The sequence below is a fragment of the Streptomyces sp. Ac-502 genome (genome assembly GCF_045222935.1).
Taxonomy (GTDB): domain Bacteria; phylum Actinomycetota; class Actinomycetes; order Streptomycetales; family Streptomycetaceae; genus Streptomyces; species Streptomyces monomycini.
Genome location: NZ_JBHFFO010000001.1, coordinates 3,066,014 through 3,089,301, shown reverse-complemented (window position 1 = coordinate 3,089,301; position 23,288 = coordinate 3,066,014). Strand labels below are relative to the sequence as shown.

The 23,288-nt window shown below is 72.5% G+C and carries 13 protein-coding genes and 5 pseudogenes; 5 read left to right on the top strand and 13 right to left on the bottom strand.

Annotated elements, in window-relative coordinates:
• Positions 1-130 precede the first annotated feature (130 nt).
• The 3 genes and pseudogenes from ACEXOX_RS13945 to ACEXOX_RS13935 form a co-directional block, all read right to left on the bottom strand.
• Positions 131-814 (bottom strand): annotated as a pseudogene (locus ACEXOX_RS13945) (BTAD domain-containing putative transcriptional regulator); the annotation flags it as partial.
• Positions 804-1,301 carry a BTAD domain-containing putative transcriptional regulator gene (locus ACEXOX_RS13940; protein ID WP_406520883.1) on the bottom strand — a complete coding sequence of 166 codons (498 nt, stop codon included), beginning with the start codon at positions 1,299-1,301 and terminating at the stop codon, positions 804-806. The gene ACEXOX_RS13940 and the pseudogene ACEXOX_RS13945, both read right to left, overlap by 11 nt.
• A gap of 62 nt (positions 1,302-1,363) precedes the next feature.
• Positions 1,364-1,633, bottom strand: coding sequence for a hypothetical protein (locus tag ACEXOX_RS13935; RefSeq protein WP_406520881.1), 270 nt, complete (start codon positions 1,631-1,633; stop codon positions 1,364-1,366).
• A gap of 424 nt (positions 1,634-2,057) precedes the next feature.
• Here ACEXOX_RS13935 and ACEXOX_RS13930 point away from each other — a divergent pair, with 424 nt between their 5' ends.
• Entirely contained in the window at positions 2,058-2,255 is a 198-nt protein-coding gene (locus tag ACEXOX_RS13930) for a hypothetical protein (protein WP_406520879.1), read from the top strand.
• 68 nt (positions 2,256-2,323) lie between these two features.
• On the opposite strand, the pseudogene ACEXOX_RS13925 reads toward ACEXOX_RS13930, so the two are convergent.
• The 7 genes and pseudogenes from ACEXOX_RS13925 to ACEXOX_RS13895 all read right to left on the bottom strand — a co-directional run bounded on the left by ACEXOX_RS13925 (position 2,324) and on the right by ACEXOX_RS13895 (position 11,730).
• Positions 2,324-3,045: pseudogene (locus ACEXOX_RS13925) on the bottom strand (ABC transporter ATP-binding protein).
• Positions 3,042-4,037, bottom strand: coding sequence for an ABC transporter ATP-binding protein (locus tag ACEXOX_RS13920; protein WP_406520877.1), 996 nt, complete (start codon positions 4,035-4,037; stop codon positions 3,042-3,044). The pseudogene ACEXOX_RS13925 and the gene ACEXOX_RS13920 overlap by 4 nt, the downstream one beginning before the upstream one ends.
• Before the next feature lie 7 nt (positions 4,038-4,044).
• Complete coding sequence (locus ACEXOX_RS13915) at positions 4,045-5,916, bottom strand: branched-chain amino acid ABC transporter permease (protein WP_406526338.1); 1,872 nt, start codon at positions 5,914-5,916, stop codon at positions 4,045-4,047.
• Positions 5,906-6,835: a branched-chain amino acid ABC transporter permease gene (locus tag ACEXOX_RS13910; RefSeq protein WP_406520875.1), complete on the bottom strand. Its 930-nt coding sequence runs from the start codon at positions 6,833-6,835 to the stop codon at positions 5,906-5,908. The genes ACEXOX_RS13915 and ACEXOX_RS13910 overlap by 11 nt, the downstream gene beginning before the upstream one ends.
• 227 nt (positions 6,836-7,062) lie before the next feature.
• Positions 7,063-8,295: a branched-chain amino acid ABC transporter substrate-binding protein gene (locus tag ACEXOX_RS13905; protein ID WP_406526337.1), complete on the bottom strand. Its 1,233-nt coding sequence runs from the start codon at positions 8,293-8,295 to the stop codon at positions 7,063-7,065.
• Between the two features lie 514 nt (positions 8,296-8,809).
• Complete coding sequence (locus ACEXOX_RS13900; protein WP_030020997.1) at positions 8,810-9,286, bottom strand: PaaI family thioesterase; 477 nt, start codon at positions 9,284-9,286, stop codon at positions 8,810-8,812.
• A gap of 155 nt (positions 9,287-9,441) precedes the next feature.
• Positions 9,442-11,730: an FdhF/YdeP family oxidoreductase gene (locus ACEXOX_RS13895; protein ID WP_406520873.1), complete on the bottom strand. Its 2,289-nt coding sequence runs from the start codon at positions 11,728-11,730 to the stop codon at positions 9,442-9,444.
• 243 nt (positions 11,731-11,973) lie between these two features.
• Between ACEXOX_RS13895 and polA the strand changes: the two are divergent.
• A pseudogene (polA, locus tag ACEXOX_RS13890) lies at positions 11,974-14,632 on the top strand (DNA polymerase I).
• Between the two features lie 177 nt (positions 14,633-14,809).
• Here polA and ACEXOX_RS13885 read toward each other — a convergent pair.
• Positions 14,810-15,669, bottom strand: a pseudogene (locus ACEXOX_RS13885) (DUF4184 family protein).
• Between the two features lie 156 nt (positions 15,670-15,825).
• Between ACEXOX_RS13885 and ACEXOX_RS13880 the strand changes: the two are divergent.
• The 3 genes from ACEXOX_RS13880 (at position 15,826) to ACEXOX_RS13870 (ending at position 19,098) form a co-directional block, all read left to right on the top strand.
• Positions 15,826-17,739: a lytic transglycosylase gene (locus ACEXOX_RS13880; RefSeq protein WP_406520871.1), complete on the top strand. Its 1,914-nt coding sequence runs from the start codon at positions 15,826-15,828 to the stop codon at positions 17,737-17,739.
• A 212-nt stretch (positions 17,740-17,951) separates the two neighbouring features.
• Complete coding sequence (locus ACEXOX_RS13875) at positions 17,952-18,086, top strand: SPW_0924 family protein (protein ID WP_406520869.1); 135 nt, start codon at positions 17,952-17,954, stop codon at positions 18,084-18,086.
• Positions 18,087-18,105: 19 nt separating this feature from the next.
• Complete coding sequence (locus ACEXOX_RS13870) at positions 18,106-19,098, top strand: DUF3068 domain-containing protein (RefSeq protein WP_406520867.1); 993 nt, start codon at positions 18,106-18,108, stop codon at positions 19,096-19,098.
• A gap of 34 nt (positions 19,099-19,132) precedes the next feature.
• On the opposite strand, the pseudogene hrpB reads toward ACEXOX_RS13870, so the two are convergent.
• Both hrpB and ACEXOX_RS13860 read right to left on the bottom strand, forming a co-directional pair.
• Positions 19,133-21,836: pseudogene (gene hrpB, locus ACEXOX_RS13865) on the bottom strand (ATP-dependent helicase HrpB).
• Between the two features lie 268 nt (positions 21,837-22,104).
• Positions 22,105-22,974, bottom strand: coding sequence for a class I SAM-dependent methyltransferase (locus tag ACEXOX_RS13860; RefSeq protein WP_406520866.1), 870 nt, complete (start codon positions 22,972-22,974; stop codon positions 22,105-22,107).
• Positions 22,975-23,288: the final 314 nt, after the last annotated feature.

Here is a 23,288-nt window from a genome sequence, read left to right as displayed (position 1 = left end):
TGGTGGTGGGGTGGGGTGGGGTGGCGGTGACCGGCGGGGCGGGTGTGGCCGGGGTTTCCGCGTCGTCCTTGATCGCGGCGTGGAGTGCCTGGAGGCGGGGCGGCAGGCCGGTGTCGTGTGCCGCCTCCAGGGTCGCGTCGTAGCGTTCGAGGACGCGCAGGGCTTCGGTGGTGCGGTCGGTCCTGTGGAGGGCGGTGGCGAGGTGGGCGTGGAAGGTTTCGTCGTGGGGGTGTTCGGCTACGAGGGTGCGCAGTTCGGGGATGGTGCGGGCGGCGTGTCCGGTGCGGAGGTCGGCTGCGATGCGCAGGCCGAGTGCTTCGGTACGCAGGTTGTCCAGGCGTTGTATGTGGGGGGTGAGTCCGGTGCCGGTGGCGAGGCCGGTGAGGGCCGGGCCCCGCCAGGCGGAGAGGGCGTTGGCCAGCAGGGCCTGGGCGGCGGCGGGGCGGTCTTCGGTCAGGTGGATCCTGGCCTCGTCGACGGCGGTGACGAAGCGGGTCAGGTCGATGTGTTCGGCGGGGAGGTGCAGGGCGTAGCCGTCCTGCTCCCAGGTGAGGACGCGGCGTCCGGTGCCGTGGCCGGCGGTCTTGTCGAACTGTCGGCGGATGCGGTGGACGTGGGTCTGGATCTGCTCTCTGGGAGTGGCGGGCGGGTCGGTGCCCCAGATGTCCGTGGTGAGGGCGGGGAGGGGGACGGTCTGGCCGTGGTGCAGCAGCAGGGCGGCGAGCAGCGCCTGCTGGCGGACGGCGGCGGGGGTGACGTCTACGCCGTCGAGGGTGAGTTGGAGTGGTCCGAGGACCCGCGCTTCAAGATCCATCGCGCCGGTCCGCAGGGTCGGGGAGGGCGACGTCGTACGGCGCGGTGCCGTGCAGGAGGGCCGCGTGCGCGTGTGCCAGGGCCGGCGGCCGGATGCCGTCGGCGCGGTGCCGTCGTTCGAGTTCTTCGCCGATCAGGCGGGTGGCGCGGCTCTCCGCCCCGCTCACGCACAGGGCGCGGGCCAGGGCGATGACGATGCTCTCGTCGTCGGGGTGCCGGTCGTGCAGGTCCTGGAGGGCGAGGGTGGCCCGGGAGACCGCTCCGGTGGCGAGCAGCGCGTCGGCCCGGCGTTTGCCGGTGTCCAGGTGGATCTCGGTGAAGGTGCGCCGGGTGGTGCGTACGAAGGCGGAGGGCTGGAGGCCGGTGAGGGGTTCGCCGCGCCACAGGGCCAGTGCCGCGTCGAAGCGGTCGAGGGCGCCGTGGTGGTCGCCTCGGGCCTGGTGGTCGGCGCCGTCGTCGGCGAGGTGGCGGAAGCGGTCGGTGTCCACGTGGCCGGGGGCGACGTGGAGGACGTAGCTGACGTTCTCCGGGGTGTGGCCCGGGTGGGTGGTCAGGCGTGCCGGGTGCTCGTGGCCCGGGCCTTCGTACCGCGCCAGGGTGCGGCGCAGGTGGTGGATGTGCAGGTGGATGGCGGAGATCGCGGAGGCGGGGGTGGGCCGGGCCAGACGCGTTCGCGGAGTGCGGCGACGGTGAGGGCCTGGCCGGGCTGGAGGAGCAGGGCGGTGAGGACGGCTCGGCGCTGCGGGGGGCCCAGTGCGACGGGTGTGCTGCCGTAGTGGGAGGTGACCGGCCCCAGCAGGCCGAAGCGGAGCGTTGCCACGTCTCTGTGCCCCTTCCGGTGCTCCGGTGCGCTGTACGCGCTGCCAAGGAACTTAGCAGTGCATTCAGTGGACGTTAAGTGAGCGTGGATTATCGCTGGTTGGAGCCTTGGTCGGGGTTGTATGAAGGGGTTCAGCGTTCGTTTACACAGGGCGTTCACTCTTGCAGGACAGCGTCCTGAGACTCATGCCTGGTCCGGCGCGCTTTCGGCGGGGCCCCGGGGGTGGTAGCCCGGGAGCCCTGCCTCGCCGTATTTCTTTCCCAACTGTGGCCCACTGGGCGCCGTTTGGGCTACCGTCGTTCCGACTCTTCGCGTCGCCGTGCACCGGTCGCGGGCTCCCTTACCACGGGCCTGTCCGGCGCGTTCCGCGGTCGTGCGCCGAGGTCGCCCGCTGGATCAGGCATGGTCGAAGGGAGAGTGCGTCATGCACTCGGAAGTCTGGATGTGGCTTGCCGCCGGGGTGGTGGTGACGCTGGCCTTCTTCGGGCTGGTCGCCTATCTCGTACGGGAGTTGAAGTCGACGCGTCGGCTGCCGGCGGTGCTCGCGGCCGTCGCGGTGCTCATCGGGGCGCTGCCGGCGGTGCTCTACGCGCTGTATCACGCGTTGGTGGCGACTCTGTAGGCCTTCGGGCCGGGCGGGGCCCCGGTCCGCCGGTGTCTCCGCGGACCGGGGCCCCGAAGCGCCTTCCCTCAGTCCTCTCCCAGATAGGCCTTCCGCACGGACTCGTCGTGCAGAAGCTCCTGCCCGGTGCCTGACAGGACGACGGTGCCGGTCTCCATGACGTGGCCGTGGTCGGCGAGGGAGAGGGCGGCCTGGGCGTTCTGTTCGACCAGGAGGATGGTGGTGCCCTGGGCGCGCAGTTCGCGGATGGTGTCCATGATCTTCTGCATCATGATGGGGGACAGGCCCATGGAGGGTTCGTCCAGCATCAGCAGTCTGGGCCGGGACATCAGGGCGCGGCCCATGGCGAGCATCTGCTGTTCGCCGCCGGAGAGGGTGCCGGAGGCCTGGCGGCTGCGTTCGCCGAGGATGGGGAAGAGCTCGTAGACGCGCCGGATGTCGGCCTCGATGCCGTCCGGGTCCTTGCGCAGGAACGCGCCGAGCTTGAGGTTTTCGGCGATGGTCAGGCGGGGGAAGAGGCGGCGGCCTTCGGGGAGTGGGCCAGGCCGCGCTCGACGATCTTGTGGGCGGGGACGCCGATGAGTGGCGCGCCGTTGAAGGTGATCTTCCCGGTGAGGGGTTTGAGGAGGCCGGAGAGGGTGCGCAGGGTGGTGGTCTTGCCGGCGCCGTTGGTGCCGATGAGGGTGACGACCTGGCCGGCCTGGACGGTGAAGGAGATGCCTTTGACGGCTTCGATCTTGCCGTAGGCGACGCGCAGGTCCTCGACCTGGAGAAGCGGGGGTGTGGTCATCGGGCGTCTCCTTCCGGGGTGTGGTTCCCGGGTGGGGAGTCGCCCGGTGGGCGGTCCTCGGGTGGGGTCTCGGCGCGGAGGGCGTCCTCCGGGGCGGCGGCGCGGGGGGTGTCTTCCTGGACGGCGGGGCCGTGGCCGGCGGCGCGGGCCTGTTCCTCCGCGGCCCGTACCTCGGCCGCCTCTTCGGCGCCGGGTGCGTCCTCGAAGGGCGTACCGAGGTAGGCGGCGACGACGCGTTCGTCGGCCTGGACGGTCTCGGAGCTGCCTTCGACGAGTTTCTCGCCCTGGACGAGGACGGCGACGCGGTCGCAGAGGTTGAAGATGAAGCGCATGTCGTGCTCGATGACGAGGACGGCGGTGCCCTGGTCGCGGATGGCGAGGACGAGGTCGCGGGTGGCGCGGGTCTCCTGGGGGTTCATGCCGGCGGTGGGTTCGTCGAGGAGGAGCAGGCCGGGGTCGCTGGCGAGGGCGCGGGCGATCTCCAGCTTGCGCTGTTCGCCGTAGGACAGGTTGCGGGCGAGGTGGTCGCGTTTGGCGGCGAGGCCGGTGAACTCCAGGAGCTGCATGGCGCGTTCCTCGGAGGAGCGTTCGGCCTTGCGGAAGCCGGGGCCGCGCAGGAGGGCGGACCAGAGCCCTTCCTTGGTACGGGTGTGGCGGCCGACGAGGGTGTTCTCCAGGACGGTCATGTTGGCGAAGAGGCGGATGTTCTGGAAGGTGCGGGCGACACCGGCCTTGGTGACGAGGTGGGGTTTGCGGGAGAGGCGGGTGCCTCGGTAGCTGACGGTGCCTTCGGTGGGGGTGTAGAGGCCGGTGAGGCAGTTGAAGAAGGTGGTCTTTCCGGCGCCGTTGGGGCCGATGAGGCCGACGATCTCGCCGGTCCGGACGGTCAGGTCGACGCCGCGTACGGCGGTCAGACCGCCGAAGCGCATGGTGACGCCGGCGGCTTCGAGGACGGTGTCGGCGGTGCCGGTGGATGCCGTGGGTGTGGTCATGGTCTCGTCACGCCTTCGCCTGGGTGCCGCCGCCGAGGGCCTGGTCCCCGTCGGGCAGGCGCGTATCGGGTACGTCGAGCTGGCCGGTCTCGTGGAATTCGAGCTGTTTCCTGCGGTCGGGGATCAGGCCCTCGGGGCGGAAGCGCATGAGCAGGACGAGGGCGAGGCCGAACAGGAACAGCTGGTAGTCCTGGAGGAAGTCGAGTTTGGCGGGGATCAGGAAGAGCAGGGCCGCGCCGACGAGGGGGCCGCTGAGGGTGCCCATGCCGCCGAGGATGACGGCGGCGAGCAGGAACGCGGAGTTGGGCGGGGTGGGCCCGGCGAACTGGAACTGCTCGGGGGTGGCGGTGGTGACGACGTGGACGTGCACGGTGCCGGCGAATCCGGCGAGGGCGGCGCCGAGGGCGAAGGCGAGCAGGCGCAGCCGGAAGCTGTTGACGCCCATGGCGACGGCGGCGGTTTCGTCCTCCCGGATGGCGATCCAGGCGCGGCCGATGCGGGAGGCGGCGGCCCGGCGGAAGACCAGCACGACGACGGCGGTCACGAGGATCATCAGGAGGTAGTAGTTGCCGTAGGTGGCGATGGTGAAGCCGAGGATCTGGTGGGGTTCGCCGAAGTTGAAGCCGAAGATCTCCAGGTTGGGGATGTTCGGGATGCCCATGGCGCCGTTGGTGACGTCGGGGCCGGTGGTGCCGTTGAGGTTGAGCATGGCGATACGGAAGATCTCGCCGAAGCCGAGGGTGACGATGGCGAGGTAGTCGCCGCGCAGGCGCAGGGTGGGGGCGCCGATCAGCACGCCGAAGGCGAGCGAGGCGGCGGCGCCGGTCAGCAGGGCGGCCCAGAACGGGAAGTGGAGTCCGAGGGCCGATTCGGGGCTGCCGGAGACGAGGGCGGCCGCGTAGGCGCCGACGCCGAGGAAGGCCACGTAGCCGAGGTCGAGCAGGCCGGCGAGGCCGACGACGACGTTCAGGCCGAGCGCGACGGTGGCGAAGATCAGGATGTTGGCGCCGATGATCGTGTACTGGTCGGTGTCCTGGGTGAACGGGAAGCAGGCCGCGGCGGCGAAGGCCGCGGCGAGCGCGACGCCGCGGTGCCGGGCGGTGATCTCCGTGAGGCGGCGGACGAGTCCGGCGCGGAGCAGGGCGGGCGTGGCGAGGGCGACGAAGATCAGATAGCCGACGAAGGGTGCGCCGTCCTCCGCGTCGATGCCGTACGTGAAGACGTACAGCCCGGCGCCGAAGGCCGCGGCGATGACCAGGATCTCGCCCCAGGAGGGCAGGGGCCGGGCGGGTTCGCGCGGCGGTACGGCGGCCAGGGCGCCCGTGAAGCGCTGCCGGGCGCCGGGGGCCGGGGCGGCCTCCCGGTCCGCCGGGGCGGGGCGGTCGGCGGGCAGGCCGAGGGCGCCGAGGAACGTGGCGAGCGCGGCGGCGCCCGCGATGTAGCCGCCGGCTTCGAGGTTGACCAGGCCGCCGAGCTGGACGGCGATGGCGCCGAGCGTGAACCAGGTGGCGGCCAGAGTGGCGAGGGACGCGAACAGGACGGGGGAGGTGCGGCCGGCCGGGGTGAGCCGGCCGAAGCCGCGGACGCCGAGGCCGGAGAGGGCGAACAGGAGGGTGAGGACGCCGCCGGCGAAGGTGATCAGTTGCAGGCCGGCCGGGGAGCCGTAGTAGGTGAGGTCGCCGGGGAAGTCGCTGCTCCAGGTCCAGGGCAGGGCGGTGGAGGCGGCGGTGGCGAGGGCGGCGGCCGCGGTGCCGAGGAGGGCGCCGCGTTCGGGGAGACGGAAGACGCCCGGGGGCGCCGCGTCGCGGTCCCGGCCGTCTTCCCGGGGCCGTTGCCGCCGTTGGCGGGTGTGGTGGTGGTCATCGCTATCACGCCCGATCCGCGACGCGTTCGCCGAGCAGGCCCTGTGGCCTGAGCAGCAGGACGAGGATGAGGAGGACGAAGGCCCAGACGTCCTTCCAGGCGCCGCCGCCGAACTGCTGCATGCCGGGTATCTCCTCGACGTAGCCGGTGGCGAGCGCTTCGGCGACGCCGAGGACGAGGCCGCCGAGCATGGCGCCGTAGATGTTGCCGATGCCGCCGAGGACGGCCGCGGTGAAGGCCTTCAGGCCGAGGATGAAGCCCATCCGGAACTGCACCTCGCCGGTGCGCAGCCCGTAGGCGACGGCGGCGATGCCCGCGAAGACCGCGCCGATGGCGAAGGCCAGCACGATGATCCGGTCGGTGTTGATACCCATGAGCTTGGCGGTGTCCGGGTCCTGGGCGGTGGCCTGCATGGCGCGGCCGCTGCGGGTGCGGGCCACGAAGAAGCCGAGGGCGATCATGCAGACCGGGGCGGCGACGATCACGAAGATGTCGCCGCGCTGGACGGTGGCGCCCAGGATCTCGAAGGAGTCCCCTTTGAACTGCGGGAAGACCCGGGCCTTGTTGCCCTCGGGGTACCACATCCAGACGGCCTGCTGGAGGGCGATGGACAGCCCGATGGCGGTGATCAGGGGCGCGAGGCGGGGCGCGCCGCGCAGCGGCCGGTAGGCGAAACGTTCCGCTGCCACGCCGACGAGACCGGAGACGAGGACGGCCCCGAGGAGCATCAGGGGCAGCGCGAGGAGGAGGGACGTGCCGGACGGCATGACGAGGTAGACGGTGAGCGCGCCGAAGCCGCCGACCATGAAGATCTCGCCGTGCGCGAAGTTGATGAGCTGGACGATGCCGTAGACCATCGTGTAGCCGATCGCGATGAGTCCGTACATCGCGCCGAGGATGAGTCCGTTGGCCAGCTGTTGCGGCAGTTCGTTCACCGCAGGGCCTCCGTGGGGTGGGAAGACGGTACGGGCGGTGGCGGCAAGCCCGTGTGCCTGAGGGCTGCGCCCTAGGGCGTTCGTGGCGTCCTGGCGCGGCCCGGGGGCACTGGCCGGTGGGGTGGAGCGGCTGGGTCCGGCGGACCCGGGACCGCGGACGGTCCGGGCCCGCCGGCCTCGGCGGTACGGGGCGGCCGGCCCTGGCGGTACGGGCCGGCCCGGCCGGGTCAGCTCTTGCCGGCCTTGTCGAACTTCTTGAACTCGGCGCTGAAGCGGGCGACCCACTTGCCCTGGTCGACCTGGTAGGCGGTGATCATGGTGTTGGTGGTGTCGCCGTACTTGTCGAAGGAGATGTGGCCGGTGACGCCGTCGAAGGAGACCTGGTTCATGGCGTCGACGACCTTCTTGCGCGCGTCGGCGGGCAGCTTGCCGCCGTTGTCCCCGACGACCTTCTTGACGGCCTGGATCAGGGCCCAGGTGGCGTCGTAGGTGGAGCCGCCGTACGCCTCGTAGCGGTCCTTGTAGCCGGCGGCCTGGTAGTCCTCGATGAACTTCTTCGCGGAGGCTAGCTCTTCGACGGGCTTGCCGACGGAAGAGGCGTAGTCGCCCTGCGCCTTCTTGTTGAGCTTGATGTAGTCGGCGCTGTACATGCCGTCGCCGCCCATCAGGGGCACGGTGACGCCGCCGTCCTTGAGCTGCTGGCTCAGCGGTCCGGACGCGGGGTACTCACCGCCGTAGAAGACGACGTCCGGCTTGGCCGCCTTGACCTTGGCGACGACGGCCTTGAAGTCGCGGTCCTCCGGGTTGACGTGCTCGGAGCCGACGATCTTGCCGCCCAGCTTGGTGAACTGGGTGCGGAAGGAGGCGGCGAGGCCGGCGCCGTAGGTCTTCTGGTCGTCGATCACGTAGGCGTTCTTGAACTTGGCCTTCTCCCAGGCGAACTGGCCGTCGAAGGCGCCCTGCACCTCGTCGGTGGTGGCCGTGCGGAAGTAGGTGGAGAACTGCCGCACGCGCTTGTTCTGCTTCCAGTCCTTGCCCTGGGTGAGGTCCGGGGTGGTGTTGGCGGGGGAGATCAGCGCCACGCCGTTCTGCTGGGCGACCTGCTGCATGGACTGGGCGACGCTGGAGTTCAGCGGGCCGACGATGCCCAGGACGTCCTTGTCGCCGGCCAGCTTGGTGGCGTTCTGCTGGCCGACGTTGGCCTGCGCCTTGTCGTCGAGCGGTTCGAGCTTGAACTCGACGCCCTTGACCTCGCCGGCCTTGTTGGCGTTGTCGACGGCGAGCTGGGCGGAGTTGCGGATGCCGAGGCCGAGGGCGGAGAGTTCGCCGGTGATCGGGGCGTCGAGTCCGATGGTCACGGGCGTCTTGGACCCCTCGCCGCCCTTCTTGTCGTCGCCGCGGGAACCGCATGCGGAGAGCGTGAGGGCGCCTGCGGTGACCGCGGTGGTGAGTATGAGCAAGGAACGGTGACGCACGATCAGTCCTTTCCCTGGCGCGGTCGGGCGCGTCGCACGACCGTTTCGCGCGCCGGGCTGTACGGGTGGTACAGGGTCCGTGCTCGCAACGCGCGCCCGGCGGCGCGGTGACTGGCGGTGACTCTAGAGCGGTGCCCGGCGACCTGACAGCGGCGCTGACCGGGATGTGACGCTCTTGTTATGACCGTCGATGAGCGTTTTGCCCTCATGCTCCTTACATTCGGCGCGGACACCGAGCGGAGCGTGAACTGGCACTTCCCGCAGGGGATTTGGGGCTGATCATGGTCCGGACGTCCGCATATCGGATGGGGCGCGCGGGGCGGGGGAGGGGGTCGGTGCAGCGGAGGGGGCCCGGCGGCGGTGGCGCCCTCCGCGCGTGCTACGGAGCGTTACGGTGCGCGGGGGCGTACGGCGTGACGCGGACGACGGGGATCACGCGCCCCAGGGCGTACGGCGGCGGCCCCGCTCCCTCTTCGGGAACGGGGCCGCCGGCAGGGGATCAGCCGCGGTGGTACACCGACGCGTCCACGTCGCGCAGCATGCAGGTCAGGCGGGCGCTGCACACGCGCTTGCCGTCCTCGTCGGTGATCGCGATCTCGTACGTGGCGGACGAGCGGCCGCGGTGCAGCGGGGTGGCGACGCCGGTGACCAGGCCGGAGCGGGCGCCGCGGTGGTGGGTGCAGTTCAGGTCGACGCCGACCGCCAGCTTGGTGGGGCCGCCGTGCAGCATCGCGCCCACCGAGCCGAGGGTCTCGGCGAGCACCGCGGAGGCGCCGCCGTGCAGCAGCCCGTACGGCTGGGTGTTGCCCTCGACCGGCATGGTGCCGACGATCCGCTCCGGCGCGGCCTCCAGGACCTGCACGCTCATCCGCGTACCGAGGTGACCGGCGGAGAACAGCGCGGCGAGGTCCAGGCCGAGCCCGGCCCACTGGTCGATGATCTCCTGCGGAAACGTGGTCGCGCGCTGCTCGCCCATGTCCTGGGGCTCCGTTCGTGTGCCGGTGGCGGCGGTCGTGGCACGCCGGAGCGGCGCCGGTCCGACGCCGGTCGTTGAGTCGTGCACGTTCTTATCAGGCCAAGGAGCGGCGGTACGGGCCGGGGGCGGCGGCCCGTACCGTACGCGCCGTCCGGTCACGTCTGCGGCGCCACCGGCTCCAGGCGGACCACCAGCGACTTCGAGGCGGGGGTGTTGCTGGTGTCGGCGGTGTGGTCGAGCGGCACCAGGACGTTGGTCTCCGGGTAGTACGCCGCCGCGCAGCCGCGCGCCGTCGGGTAGTGGACGACCCGGAAGCCGGGCGCGCGCCGCTCCGTACCGTCGGTCCACTCGCTGACGAGGTCCGTGTACGAGCCGTCGGCCAGGCTCAGTGCGCGGGCGTCGTCGGGGTTGACCAGGACGACGCGGCGGCCGTTCTTGATGCCGCGGTAGCGGTCGTCGAGGCCGTAGATCGTGGTGTTGTACTGGTCGTGCGAGCGCAGCGTCTGGAGGAGCAGCCGGCCTTCGGGCAGGTGGGGGTATTCCACGGGTGCGGCCGTGAAGTTGGCCTTGCCGGTGGCCGTGGGGAAGCTGCGGCTGTCGCGCGGGGCGTGCGGGAGGGCGAAGCCGCCGGGGCGGGCCACCTTGGCGTTGAAGTCCTCGAAGCCGGGGATGACGCGGGCGATCCGGTCACGGACCGTGCCGTAGTCCTTCTCGAAGTCCTCCCAGGGGGTGCGGCTGTCCGGCCCGAGGGCGCGGCGCGCGAGACGGGCGACGATGGCGGGCTCGGAGAGCAGGTGGGGGCTGGCCGGCGCGAGGCGGCCGCGCGAGGCGTGCACCATGCCCATGGAGTCCTCGACGGTCACGAACTGCTCGCCGCCCGCCTGCACGTCGCGCTCGGTACGGCCCAGGGTGGGCAGGATCAGGGCGCGGGCGCCGGTGACGACGTGCGAGCGGTTGAGCTTGGTGGAGACGTGGACGGTCAGCCGGGCGCGGCGTACGGCGGCCTCGGTGACGTCCGTGTCGGGGGTGGCGGAGACGAAGTTGCCGCCCATCGCGAAGAAGACCTTGGCGTCGCCGTCGCGCAGCGCGCGGATCGCCCGTACGACGTCGTAGCCGTGCTCGCGGGGCGGCGCGAAGCCGAACTCCTTCTCCAGGGCGTCCAGGAAGGCGGGTGCGGGGCGCTCGAAGATGCCCATCGTGCGGTCGCCCTGCACGTTGCTGTGGCCGCGCACCGGGCACACGCCCGCGCCGGGGCGGCCGATGTTGCCGCGCAGCAGCAGGAAGTTGACGACTTCCTGGATGGTGGGGACGGAGTGCTTGTGCTGGGTCAGGCCCATGGCCCAGCAGACGATCGTGCGGCGCGACGCCAGGACCATCTCCAGCGCGCGCTCGATCTCCTTGCGGGTCAGTCCTGTGGCGGCGAGCGTGGCGTCCCAGTCGTCGTCTGCGCGGGCGGCCGCGGCGAATTCCTCGAAGCCGTGGGTGTGCTCCTCGACGAACTCGGTGTCGACGGCGCCCTCGGTCTCCAGGATGAGCCGGTTCAGCGTACGGAAGAGGGCCTGGTCACCGCCGAGGCGCACCTGGAGGAAGAGGTCGGTCAGGGCCGTGCCGCGCCCGGCGAGGCCGCGCGGGGACTGCGGGTTCTTGAAGCGCTCCAGGCCCGCCTCGGGCAGCGGGTTGATCGAGATGATCTTCGCGCCGCCGGCCTTGGCCTGCTCCAGGGCGGAGAGCATCCGGGGGTGGTTGGTGCCCGGGTTCTGCCCGGCGACGATGATCAGATCGGCCTTGTACAGGTCCTCCAGCAGGACACTGCCCTTGCCGATGCCGATGGTCCCGGTCAGCGCGGAGCCGGACGACTCGTGGCACATGTTCGAGCAGTCGGGCAGGTTGTTCGTGCCGAATTCGCGGGCGAAGAGCTGGTAGAGGAAGGCGGCCTCGTTGCTCGTACGGCCGGAGGTGTAGAAGACCGCCTCGTCGGGGGAGTCGAGCGCGGTCAGCTCCTCGCCGACGATGTCGAAGGCCCGCTCCCAGGACACCGGTACGTACCGGTCGGCGCCCTCGGCCAGATACATGGGCTGGGTCAGGCGGCCCTGCTGCCCGAGCCAGTAGCCGCTGCGGTCCGCGAGGTCGGAGACCGGGTGGGCGGCGAAGAAGTCGGGGGTGACGCGGCGCAGCGTGGCCTCCTCGGCCACGGCCTTGGCGCCGTTCTCGCAGAACTCGGCCGCGTGCCGGTGCTCGGGCTCGGGCCAGGCGCAGCCGGGGCAGTCGAAGCCGTCCTTCTGGTTGACCCGGAGCAGCGTCAGGGCCGTGCGGCGCACGCCCATCTGCTGCTGGGACATGCGCAGCGCATGGCCGATGGCCGGCAGGCCGACGGCGTAGTGCTCGGGCGGCGTGACCTCGGGCGAGTCCTGGATCGGGTCCGAAGCGGGCGGCTTGCCTGCCATGGCGCTCTCCCTTGAGCCGAGTGGTGTGCTGTTGGGGTACGGCGCCGCCGACACCGCGGGGCGACGATAGGTGCCGTATACAGAATCCTGTCACGGACGGCTGACGGCGGCGCCGCCGCGGTCGTCGCGGCGGGGATTGTCAGTGGGGCGTGGCAGGATCGGGGTGTGGCAGCAAAGGCAGCGAAGAAGAGCGAAGCGACCGGCACCGAAGCGGTGGGGGGCGGCCGTCCCCGGCTGCTCCTGATGGACGGGCATTCCATGGCGTACCGGGCGTTCTTCGCCCTGCCCGTGGAGAATTTCACCACCGCCACCGGGCAACCGACCAATGCGATCTACGGCTTCGCGTCGATGCTCGCGAACACCCTGCGTGACGAGGCGCCCACGCACTTCGCGGTGGCCTTCGACGTCTCCCGCAAGACCTGGCGCTCCGAGGAGTTCCCCGACTACAAGGCGAACCGCACCAAGACGCCCGACGAGTTCAAGGGCCAGGTCGAGCTGATCGGCGAGATGCTGGACGCGATGCACGTCAAGCGTTTCGCCGTGGAGGGCTTCGAGGCCGACGACGTCATCGCCACCCTCGCCACCCAGGCCACCGCCCAGGGCTTCGAGGTCTCCATCGTCACCGGCGACCGCGACTCCTTCCAGCTGGTCACCGACGACGTCACGGTGCTGTACCCCACCAAGGGCGTCTCCGAGCTGACCCGCTTCACCCCCGAGAAGGTCCAGGAGAAGTACGGCCTGAGCCCCGCCCAGTACCCGGACTTCGCGGCGCTGCGCGGCGACCCGTCCGACAACCTGCCCGGCATCCCCGGCGTCGGCGAGAAGACCGCCGCGAAGTGGATCAACCAGTTCGGTTCGTTCGCGGAGCTGGTGGAGCGCGCCGAGGAGGTCAAGGGCAAGGCCGGGCAGAATTTCCGCGACCACCTGGAGGCGGTCAAGCTCAACCGCGTCCTGACCGAGATGGTGCGCGACGTGGAGTTGCCCTGCGGCCCCGCCGAGCTGGCGCGCGCGGCGTACGACCGCTCGGCGCTGACCGTCTTCCTGGAGGGCCTGGAGATCCGCAACCAGGGGCTGCGGGAGCGGCTGCTCGCCGCCGACCCGGGCGCGGCGGAGGCCGAGGACGCCGGGCCCGCGCCCGCCGAGGTGGAGATCGACGGCACGGTCGCCGGCGCCGGCGAGCTGGCCCCTGGCTGGCCGAGCACGGCGGCAAGCTGCTGGGCGTCTCCACGGTCGACACCTGGACGGTCGGCAGCGGCAGCGTCGCCGAGGTCGCCCTGGCCACCGCCGAGGGCCCGGCCGTCTGGTTCGACCCCACCGAGCTGGACGAGGCCGACGAGCGGGCCTTCGCCGCCTGGAGCGCCGACCCCGCGAGCCACAAGGTCATGCACAACGTCAAGGGCCTCATGCGGGTCTTCGGCGAGCACGGCTGGACCATCGACGGCGTCACCATGGACACCGCCCTCGCCGCCTACCTGGTCAAGCCCGGCCGCCGCTCCTTCGCGCTGGACGCCCTGTCCGTCGAGTACCTGGGCCGCGACCTGGCCCCGGCCGCCGAGAGCGACGGCCAGCTCGCCTTCGGCGCCGACGACCGCGCCCAGGCGGACGCCCTGATGAACCAGGCCCGCACGGTCCTCGACCTCGGCGCCGCCATGACCACCAAGCTCGACGAGGTCGGCGCGGCCGGTCTGCTGCGCGACCTGGAGCTGCCCACCAGCGTGCTGCTGGCCCGGATGGAGCGGGCCGGCATCGCCGCCGACCGCGGCTGGCTGGAGCGCATCGAGCAACAGTTCGCCGCCGCCGTCCAGCAGGCCGTGCAGGAGGCGCACGCCGCGGCGGGCCACGAGTTCAACCTCGGCTCGCCCAAGCAGCTCCAGGAAGTCCTCTTCGGCGAGCTGGGCCTGCCCAGGACCAAGAAGACCAAGACCGGTTACACCACCGACGCCGACGCCCTGGCCTGGCTCGCCGCGCAGACCGAGAACGAACTCCCGGTGATCATGCTGCGCCACCGGGAGCAGTCCAAGCTGCGCACCACGGTCGAGGGCCTGATCAAGACGATCGCGGCGGACGGCCGCATCCACACCACCTTCAACCAGACCGTCGCCGCCACCGGCCGCCTCTCCTCCACCGAACCGAACCTGCAGAACATCCCGGTCCGCACCGACGAGGGCCGCGCCATCCGCCGCGGCTTCGTCGTCGGCGAGGGTACGAATCCCTGCTGACCGCCGACTACAGCCAGATCGAGCTGCGCGTGATGGCCCACCTCTCCGAGGACGCGGGCCTGCTCGAGGCGTTCACCTCCGGCGAGGACCTGCACACCACCGTCGCCTCCCAGGTCTTCTCGGTCGCCAAGACCGAGGTCGACCCGGAGATGCGCCGCAAGATCAAGGCGATGTCCTACGGCCTGGCGTACGGCCTGTCGGCGTTCGGCCTGTCCCAGCAGCTCGGCATCCAGCCCGACGAGGCCCGCCGCCTGATGGACAACTTCTTCGAGCGGTTCGGCGGGGTGCGCGACTACCTCCAGGACGTCGTCGACAAGGCCCGCGCCACCGGCTACACCGAGACGATCATGGGCCGCCGCCGCTACCTCCCCGACCTGAACAGCGACAACCGCCAGCGCCGCGAGATGGCCGAGCGGATGGCGCTGAACGCCCCCATCCAGGGCACCGCCGCCGACATCGTCAAGGTGGCGATGCTGCGGGTCGACGAGGCCCTGCGGGCGGCCGGTCTCACCTCCCGGATGCTGCTCCAGGTGCACGACGAAATCGTGGTGGAGGTGGCGCCCGGCGAGCGCAAGCAGGTCGAGGAGCTGGTGCGGCGCGAGATGGCGGGCGCCGTGGAGCTGCGCGCTCCGCTGGACGTGTCGGTCGGCTCCGGCGGGGACTGGGAGTCGGCGGCGCACTGAGCCGTGTGACGAGCGGTGCACTGAGCCGTGTGACGAAGGGGAGGCGCCGCGCGTACGGACGGGGTGCGGCGCCTCTGCCGCTCGGGTGGCGCCTCCGCCTCCTGGCCGCTCGGGTGATGCCTCTGCCTCCCGGCCGCTTGCGCGGCGCCCTCGCCTTCCAGCCGCGCGGATGGCCGTCTACGGTCGCGCGCCGGAGTGGTCGTACGCGCCTGTGCCCTCGGCCCGGCGCGTGCGGCGATGCAGCAGCCGTACCGCCACCGCGTACAGCGGCAGCCCGAGGGCGAGCCCCGCTCCCGCGCCGAAGAGCACGGTCGGCACATAGTCGAACCAGGTCACGGCCAGGGCACCGAACTCGGCGCGGGCCCGCAGCGTACGGTGCACGGCCCCGCCGACCAGGCACAGCGCGAGCAGCGCCACGCCGAGCAGCCGCCGCCGTCCGGCCAGTACCGGCAGCCCGGCCGGAGCGGGGGCTCCGGCGCCTGCCGCACTGCGGTCCACAGGAACCAGCCGATCAGGGCCAGGGCCAGCGCCGACGTGCCGTACTGGACGTACGTACAGAGCGGGAAGCCCCCGACGACCTCGTTGAGGACGGGCACCAGCCGGGTGCCCCAGCGGCCCGGATGTGTGAACGCGTCCCAGACGATGTGGGTCAGCGCGCCCAGCACCGCCGAGACGTAGAACCACACGGCGAACGCCGTGAGCGGCCCGCGGCCCGCCGGCCAGGGGCGGCCGCGCACCACCGCGTACACCCTGCCGCGCCAGGACTCCGGCAGCAGCGCCACCAGCGGTTCGCGCAGCAGCAGCCAGCCGCCCACGAGCAGGGCGGTGACCAGCACGTCCACCGTGAGCATGCCCGGCAACCCGTGCGTGACGTCGCCGAAGAGCATGGCGCCGGGCAGCACGGTGTCGGCGTAGTAGGTCAGGTCCGGCGCGAACGATCCGGCGACGAGAGCCGAGGCGATCAGCGGCCCGCGGGCCGTCCCGGTCCGCCGCAGGGCCGGGAGTACCGCGGCGGCATGGCTGAGTGTGAACGGCATGACTCTCTCCCTGATCGTTTAAGATCAGTATGTCTGGCGTTGAGAGCAGTAGATGCCCGCCGGAAGTTGTCGTAGTGTCACGTGAGTTGGGAGCGCCGGGGAGCGCTGCACGGCGCCGTGCGCGCGGTGGAGCAACGCGGAGGGGACGGGCAACAGATGGCAGCCACATTCGGGCGGAGGCTCCGCAAGGGAGCGGCCTCGACGGCGGTGGCGGCGCTCGCGCTGGCCGCCCTGACCGCGTCCCAGGCGCCGGGAGCGGCCGAGGCCAGGGCCGGGAACAGTACGGAGGACCCCGCGGCGGCGGGTGACACCCCCATCGACGGCGGCTCGCCCTACTACACCGACCTGCCGCCCCTGAACAGCCCGGTCAAGCCCGGCGGTTCGCCCGGCACCGGCGGCCCGGCCGTCACCGGACCGGCCGAGGCCGGCATTCCCGCCACCGTCCTGGACGCGTACAAGAAGGCCGAGGCCCGCGTCGCCCAGTCCGACCCCGGCTGCCGGCTGCCCTGGCAACTGCTCGCCGCCATCGGCAAGGTGGAATCCGGCCACGCCCGCGGCGGAGCCGTGGACGCCGAGGGCACCACCGTGCAGCGCATCACCGGCCCGCAGCTCAACGGCAACGGCTTCGCGAAGGTCACCGACACCGACCACGGCGTCTTCGACGGCGACACCACGCACGACCGCGCGGTCGGCCCGATGCAGTTCATCCCCTCGACCTGGTCCCAGGGCGGCCCCGACGGCACCGGCTGGGGCGCCGACGGCAACGGCGACGGCAAGAAGGACCCCAACAACATCTACGACGCCGCCCTCGGCGCCGGCCGCTACCTCTGCGCCAACAACCGGGATCTGTCCGCACAGGGCGATCTGGACAAGGCGATCCTCGGCTACAACCCGTCGAGGGAGTACCTGAACACGGTCCTGTCCTGGGTCGCCTTCTACCGCAAGGGCACCCACGAGGTCCCCGACGGCAAGGGCCTGCTGCCGGTGCACCGCGGTGGCACGGGCAGCGGCCGGGCCGTCGCCGCGGGCGCCGGGCCCACTCCTGGCCGTACGACCTTCCCCGGCTCCCGGCCCGGCACCGTACACGGCGACGGCGGCAAGGACACCGGCGGCAAGACCACCGAGCCCGGCCCCGGCGGCAGCAAGCCGGGCGGCGGCACACCGGGCGGCAAGCCGGGCGGTGGCAAGCCGACGACCCCGCCCACGGGCCCCGGCCCCTCCAAGCCCGACCCCAGCAAGCCGCCGACCACCCCGCCCACCAAGCCGCCGACCAAGCCCGCGCCGGTCACCGCACTGGAGCGGCTCGGCGCCAAGGACCTCACGGCCACCGCGGGCGAGGACTTCGCCGAGCCGGTACGCGTACGGGCGAAGAACGCCGACGGCAAGCCGGTCGCGGGCGTACCGGTCGACTTCCGTGTCGTCGGCGAGACCGGCGCCCGTTTCGCGGGCAAGACCGACCACGCCACCGTCCTGACCGGCGCCGACGGCATCGCCACCGCGCCGAAGCTCAGCGCGGGCGACCGGGCGGGCAGCTTCACCGTCCGGGCGACCGCGGTGGGCCGCCAGGTGCCGCCGGCCGACATCCGCGCCACCGTCAAGGCCAAGCCCGCGCCCGAGCCCAAGGCCGACGCGCTGGCCCGCACCTCCGGCAAGGAGCTGACGGCCAAGGCCGGCACCTCCTTCGCCGAGGGCGCCGTCGAGGTCAAGGCCACCTATCAGGGCAAGATCGCGGCGGGTGTCGCGGTGACCGCGACCATGGTCACCGACGACCCGAAGCAGCCCGTGGAGAACGACGAGGGGCCGTACTTCGCCGGTAGCGGTGCGGGTGCGGGTGCCGGTAGCGCTGCCGGTGCGGGCAAGGGGTCCGGCCCGGACGCGGACAAGGCCAAGGCCAACGGCAACGACAAGGCCGAGGACAAGCCGGTCCGCAGCCTCACCCTCAAGACCGGTGCCGACGGCCTGCTCACCCTGCCGGAGATCCGCACCGACGGGCAGGCCGGCACCTTCCTGCTGCGCCTGACCACCGCCGACGGCGCGGTCCTGACCGTGAAGCTGACCGTCACGCCGTAACGACCGCGCGTACGCCGAAGCCACTGCCACCGCCGTCCCGCTCCCACCGAGCCGGACGGCGGTGGCAGTCGCGGTCCCGGAAGGCGGCTGTGGTGCAACGTGTTCTCATCTGCGCCGCCCGTTGCTACGGTGCCCCAGCCCTGACGCCCTGACGCCCTGACGACTTGATCCGTTGACGCTCCGACGCCCTGACAGCTCAAGGGAGGCCGACCATGCGCGCACTGACAGCCGTCGCGATCGGACTGGCCGCGGCCTTCGCCCTCGTCCTCGCCGTCACCGCGGCCGGCGTGCCCAGCGGCGCGACCTCACCCGAACCGCTGCGCACCACGGTCCCCGCACACCCCTGAGAGGGAGGGCGCCACCGCCATGCGACGCAAAGCCAGCCTGGTCCTGCTCGCCTTCGCCGTCTTCTTCGCCACGCTGTCCCCGCTGCTGCGCTGGTACGCCTTCCCCGGGCTCGCCAAGATCCCGCCCAACCAGTACCAGGACATGGTCCTGGAGGCGAAACCCGCCACCCTCCTCGACTACGGCACGATGCGGGCCCGCCAGGTCCCCAAGGTCTCCATCGTCCAGACCCTCAAGGGCAACGTCGAGGAGTCCGAACGCATCGAGCGGACCGCCGGCCGCGACGTCGTGGTCTGGGACGCGCTCTCCCACGTCGTGGGCCCCGACGGCACGATGGTCTCCCAGATCCCCGAGCGCTACATCTTCGACGCCCACACCCAGGAACCCGTGCACGCCACCGGCGAAATGGTCGACGGCGATCCCGTACGGCGCACCGGCATCGAGTTCAAGTGGCCCTTCCTCGCGGAGCCGCGCGACTACGACTATTTCGACGCGCAGACCCGTACCTCCGCCCCCATCCACTACCGGGGCACCCGCACCTTCCGTGGCCTGGACGTGTACTACTTCGAGCAGACCATCCCCTGGACCAAGGTCCCGCTCCCGAAGAAGATGCCGGTCCAGGGCATCACCCCGCAGGCCGTCGAGAAGGCCGGCACCAGCCGCTGGTACAGCACCAAGCGGATGTTCTGGGTGGATCCGGTCACCGGAGCGCCCGTCAACGGGGAAGAACTCCACCGCGAGGAGCTGCGTGGCGGCAGCCTCGTCCCCGGCGGCGGCAAGGTCACCGCCTTCTCCGGACACGTCAAGATGCGGCCGGACTACGTGGCGGCCACCGTCGCCCTGGTGACCTCGCAGCGCCGGCTCGTCCTGCTCCTCACCAGCTACCTGCCCTGGGGCTTCCTCGGCCTCGGCGCCGCACTCCTCACCCTGAGCCTCGTACTGGAGGCACGCGGCCGCCGTCCGGACCGGGGGCGCCCGGAGCCGGAGCGTGCCGAGCCCGTCAGCTCCGCTTGATACCGAGCCCGCCGGCTCTGCTGAACCGAGCGGGTCAGCTCCGCTTGAGGCGCGCCGTCGTGTACCGGGTCGGCTGGGCGCCCGACGGGTCCTCGGGCCAGGGGTGCTTCGGGTACCGGCCGCGCAACTCGGCCCGTACGGACCGGTAACCGTCCTTCCAGAAGGACGCCAGATCGGCCGTGACGGCCGCCGGACGTCCGGCGGGGGACAGCAGGTGTACGAGGACGGGGACGCGGCCGCCCGCCACCCGGGGGACTCCTGCCAGCCGAACAGTTCCTGGAGCTTGACCGCCAGAACGGGCTGCTCACCGCCGTAGTCCACCCGGACCCGCGACCCGCTCGGCACCTCGATGCGCTCCGGCGCCAGCTCGTCGAACCGGACCGCCGCCCCGCTCGCCCACGGCAGCAGCCGCGCCAGCGCCTGGCCGGCGTCGATCCGCTCCAGGTCGGCGCGCCGCCGGGCCCGGCCCAGCTCCACTCCGAGCCAGGCGTCGAGCTGCGTCAGGAGCGCCTCGTCCGAGACGTCGGGCCAGTCGCCGTCCAGTACCCGGTGCAGGAAGGCCATCCGCTGCCGCAGGGACCGGGCGCCGTCGGTCCAGCGCAGCAGGCCGAGGCCGTCTCCGCGCAGCCCGTCCCCGCGCAGCCCGTCCTCCAGGGCCTCCCGGACGAGGGCGGGGGCGGGGGAGCGCAGGGGGCGGGCCACCAGTTCGACGGCGCCGAGCCGTTCGACGGAACGGGCCACCACGTCCCCGTCGGCCCAGCGGACCTCCTCGCCCGACGCGTACAGCGCTCCGGCCGCCGCGCGCGCGGTGTCCTCGTCGATCACGGCCGCCAGCCGGACCCGCGCGGACGCCGCCGCCACGGGCCGGTCGGCGACCGCCACGGCCAGCCACGGCGCGCTGCGCAGCCGTGAACCGTCCGTCAGCTCGGCTCCGGTCCCCGACGCCATCAGGAACGCGCCCGCGCCCCGGGCCCGCGCCACCCGCTCGGGGAACGCGAGGGCGGCCACCAGCCCGGCGGCCGCGTCGTCGCCTTCGCCGGCACCGGCACCCGTATCAGCCCCCGCACTGAGTTTTGTACCCGCACTGCCCCTTGCGCCGGCACTGTTGGCGGAACGGTTCGAGCCGGCCTCCGACGCCGCGACCGTGCGCTCTTCGGGCCGCTTCCGCGAGCCGGCCGTCACCGCCGAGGCCAGCCGGCGGGCCTCTTGGCGCCAGCGGGCACCGTACGCGTCCTGTCCCCGCCGGGCCGTACGCCACGCGGCCGCCAGATCGTCCCCGTACTCGCGCGGCGGCTCCTCGCTCAGCAGCGCGACCACCTCGGCGGCACGGCGCTCACCGATCTGGCGTGCGCCGTCCAGCAGCGCGCGCGCCAGGCGCGGGTGCAGGCCGAGCCGGGACATCCGTACGCCCCGGTCCGTGACCCGGCCGTCCGCGCCCACCGCGCCGATCGCCGTCAGCACCTCGCGCGCGGCGGCCAGCGCACCGGCGGGCGGCGCGTCGAGCAGGGCCAGGCCCGCCGCGTCCGGATCACCCCAGCAGGCGGCTTGCAGCGCGAACGCGGTGAGGTCCGCGACCTTGATCTCCGGCGCCGGGAAGCGCGGCAGCCGCCCGTCCTCGCCCTCGGACCAGCAGCGGTAGACCGTTCCCGGCGCCTCCCGCCCGGCCCGTCCCGCACGCTGCCGCGCCGACGCCTGGGAGGCCCGTACGGTCGTCAGCGCGCTCAGCCCCCGCGCATGATCGGTACGGGGTTCCCGCGCCAGCCCGCAGTCCACGACCACCCGCACACCCGGCACCGTCAGGCTCGACTCGGCCACCGAGGTCGCCAACACCACCCGGCGCCGGTCCGCACCCCCGGCCAGCACCGCGTCCTGGACGGCGGCCGACGCCCGCCCATGCACCTGCAACACCTCGGTACCGGCGTCCGCGACCTCGCCCAACTGCCCCGCCACCCGCGCGATCTCGCCGACCCCCGGCAGGAAACACAGCACGTCCCCCGACTGCTCGCGCAGCGCCCGCCGCACCGTCGCCGCGACGTGCCCGAGCAGCGCCGGATCGACCCGCATACCGTGCGCGGGCCGCACCGGCCGCTCCGGCGGCGCCCAGACGACCTCCACGGGATGGGACACTCCTGCGGCCTCGATCACCGGGGCGGCGGCCTCTGCGTCGCTCACAGTGTCGGCACCACTGCCCAGCAGACGGGCCCAGCCCGCCGCGTCCGTCGTCGCCGAGGCCGCGATCAGCCGTAGCTCCGGGCGCAGCGTCGCCCGTACGTCCAGGAGGAAGGCGGCGGCGGTGTCGGCGTCCAGATGCCGCTCGTGACACTCGTCGAGCATCACGGCGTCGACGCCCGACAGCTCGGGGTCCCGCTGCAACCGTTGCAGCAGCACACCGGTGGTCACGACCTCGACGACCGTGCGGGGCCCGGCCCGGCGCTCGCCGCGCACGGTGAAGCCGACCCGGTCGCCCACCTGCTCACCCAGCAGCCAGGCCATCCGCCGGGCGGCGGCACGGGCCGCAATCCGGCGCGGCTCGGCGACGAGCACGCGGCGGGGGTGTCCGCAGCGGTTCCCGGACGGTTCTGACTGGTCAGACCGGCCAGCGCCAGCGGCACCAGGGTCGTCTTGCCGGTGCCCGGGGGCGCGCAGAGCACCGCCGCGCCGTGCCCGGCCAGCGCTTGCTCCAGGGCGGGCAGGGCGGTCCGTACGGGCAACTGGGCGAGGGCGTCGTGGCGGATCACGCCACCAGTTTCCCGGAACGGTCGGGGTGGGGTGGTGCGGGGCGTTGCCGGACCGTTCCTTCAGCCCACCACCCGGACCGTTTCTTCAGGCCGCGACCCGGACCGTTCCTTTCAGGCCGCGACGCAGACGATCTCAGCCCGCGACACAGGCCACCGCAGTCCATGACGCAGGCCACCCCGGCCTCCTGACGCAGGCCACTCCGGGCCGCTGACGCAGGCCACCCCGGGCCCCTGGCACAGGCCGCCTCCGTCCGCGACCCGAGCCACCTCAGTCCGCGACGCAGACGAAGATCGCCGTACCGGGGATCAGGTTCCCGCGCAGCGGCGACCAGCCGCCCCACTCCTGGGTGTTCCACTCCGGCCACTCGGGCTCGACCAGATCCACCAGCCGGAAGCCCGCGGCGGCCACGTCCCGCACCCGGTCGCCCAGCGTCCGGTGGTGCTCCACGTACACCGCCCGGCCCGTCTCGTCCTGCTCGACGTAGGGCGTGCGGTCGAAGTAGGACGCGCCGACGCTCAGGCCCTCCGGGCCCGGCTCGTCGGGGAAGGCCCACCGGATCGGGTGGGTCACCGAGAACACCCAGCGACCGCCCGGCCGCAGCACCCGCCGTACCTCCCGCAGCACGCGCACCGGGTCGGCGACGAAGGGGATCGCCCCGTAGGCGGAACACGCGAGGTCGAAGGAGGCGTCACGGAAGGGCAGCGCGCCCGCGTCCGCCTCGACCAGTCCGACCTGCGCCGACACGCCCGGGGCCGGGCCCGGGCCGGTGGGCTCCGCCGGGTCGGCGGTGGGCTCAGCCCCCGTACCGATCCGCAGCGCGTGCTGGAGCTGCCGGTGCGAGAGGTCGAGCGCCACCGGGTGGGCGCCCTGCGCCGCCAGCCAGCGGGAGCACTGGGCCGCGCCCGCCCCGATCTCCAGGACGCGCCGTCCCTTCAGCCCGGTCGCGGGCCCCAGGAGCCCGGCCTCCGCCTCGTCCAGCCCCTCGGGGCCCCAGACGAACCGGTCGTCCCCCAGGAACGCTCCGTGATCGTTCTGGTACTCGTCCGCATTGCGGTCCCACCAGCCGCGGCTGGCCCGGCTGCTCTCCGTGTCCGAGGCGGCACGTCGTGTCGCCTCCGGCTCGTACTCTTGGATCATTGCGCCCGTCGTCGTACTCTTCGCTGAGCTTGTGGCTGCCGGTGGCCCAGAGGCCCTCACGGCCTCGCGGAACATGGCGTGTGCCGGTTATGGGGCGTTCCGCCCCGGGTGTGCGTCTTCGCGCATTGACCGTGTCCGGCTGCCCCCGTATGCTACAAGTTGCGCTGCGGGCCTGCGCACCTCAGACGGAGCAGGTCGCGCTCGCATCTGTATGTATGTCCCCTCGGTTTTCGGGACGCTGCCGGTGCTTCGGTTGGTTAGGAGTGCCGGGTTCAGCCGTCCCTGACGCTGTCCGGTCTTATGCAGAAGCGACA

Coding starts and splice junctions, on each gene's coding strand:
- ACEXOX_RS13930 (WP_406520879.1), top strand. CDS start 2,058: ATGCACTCGGAAGTCTGGATGTGGCTTGCCGCCGGGGTGGTGGTGACG.
- ACEXOX_RS13920 (WP_406520877.1), bottom strand. CDS start 4,037: ATGACCACACCCACGGCATCCACCGGCACCGCCGACACCGTCCTCGAA.
- ACEXOX_RS13900 (WP_030020997.1), bottom strand. CDS start 9,286: ATGGGCGAGCAGCGCGCGACCACGTTTCCGCAGGAGATCATCGACCAG.
- ACEXOX_RS13895 (WP_406520873.1), bottom strand. CDS start 11,730: ATGGCAGGCAAGCCGCCCGCTTCGGACCCGATCCAGGACTCGCCCGAG.
- ACEXOX_RS13880 (WP_406520871.1), top strand. CDS start 15,826: ATGGCAGCCACATTCGGGCGGAGGCTCCGCAAGGGAGCGGCCTCGACG.
- ACEXOX_RS13875 (WP_406520869.1), top strand. CDS start 17,952: ATGCGCGCACTGACAGCCGTCGCGATCGGACTGGCCGCGGCCTTCGCC.
- ACEXOX_RS13870 (WP_406520867.1), top strand. CDS start 18,106: ATGCGACGCAAAGCCAGCCTGGTCCTGCTCGCCTTCGCCGTCTTCTTC.
- ACEXOX_RS13860 (WP_406520866.1), bottom strand. CDS start 22,974: ATGATCCAAGAGTACGAGCCGGAGGCGACACGACGTGCCGCCTCGGAC.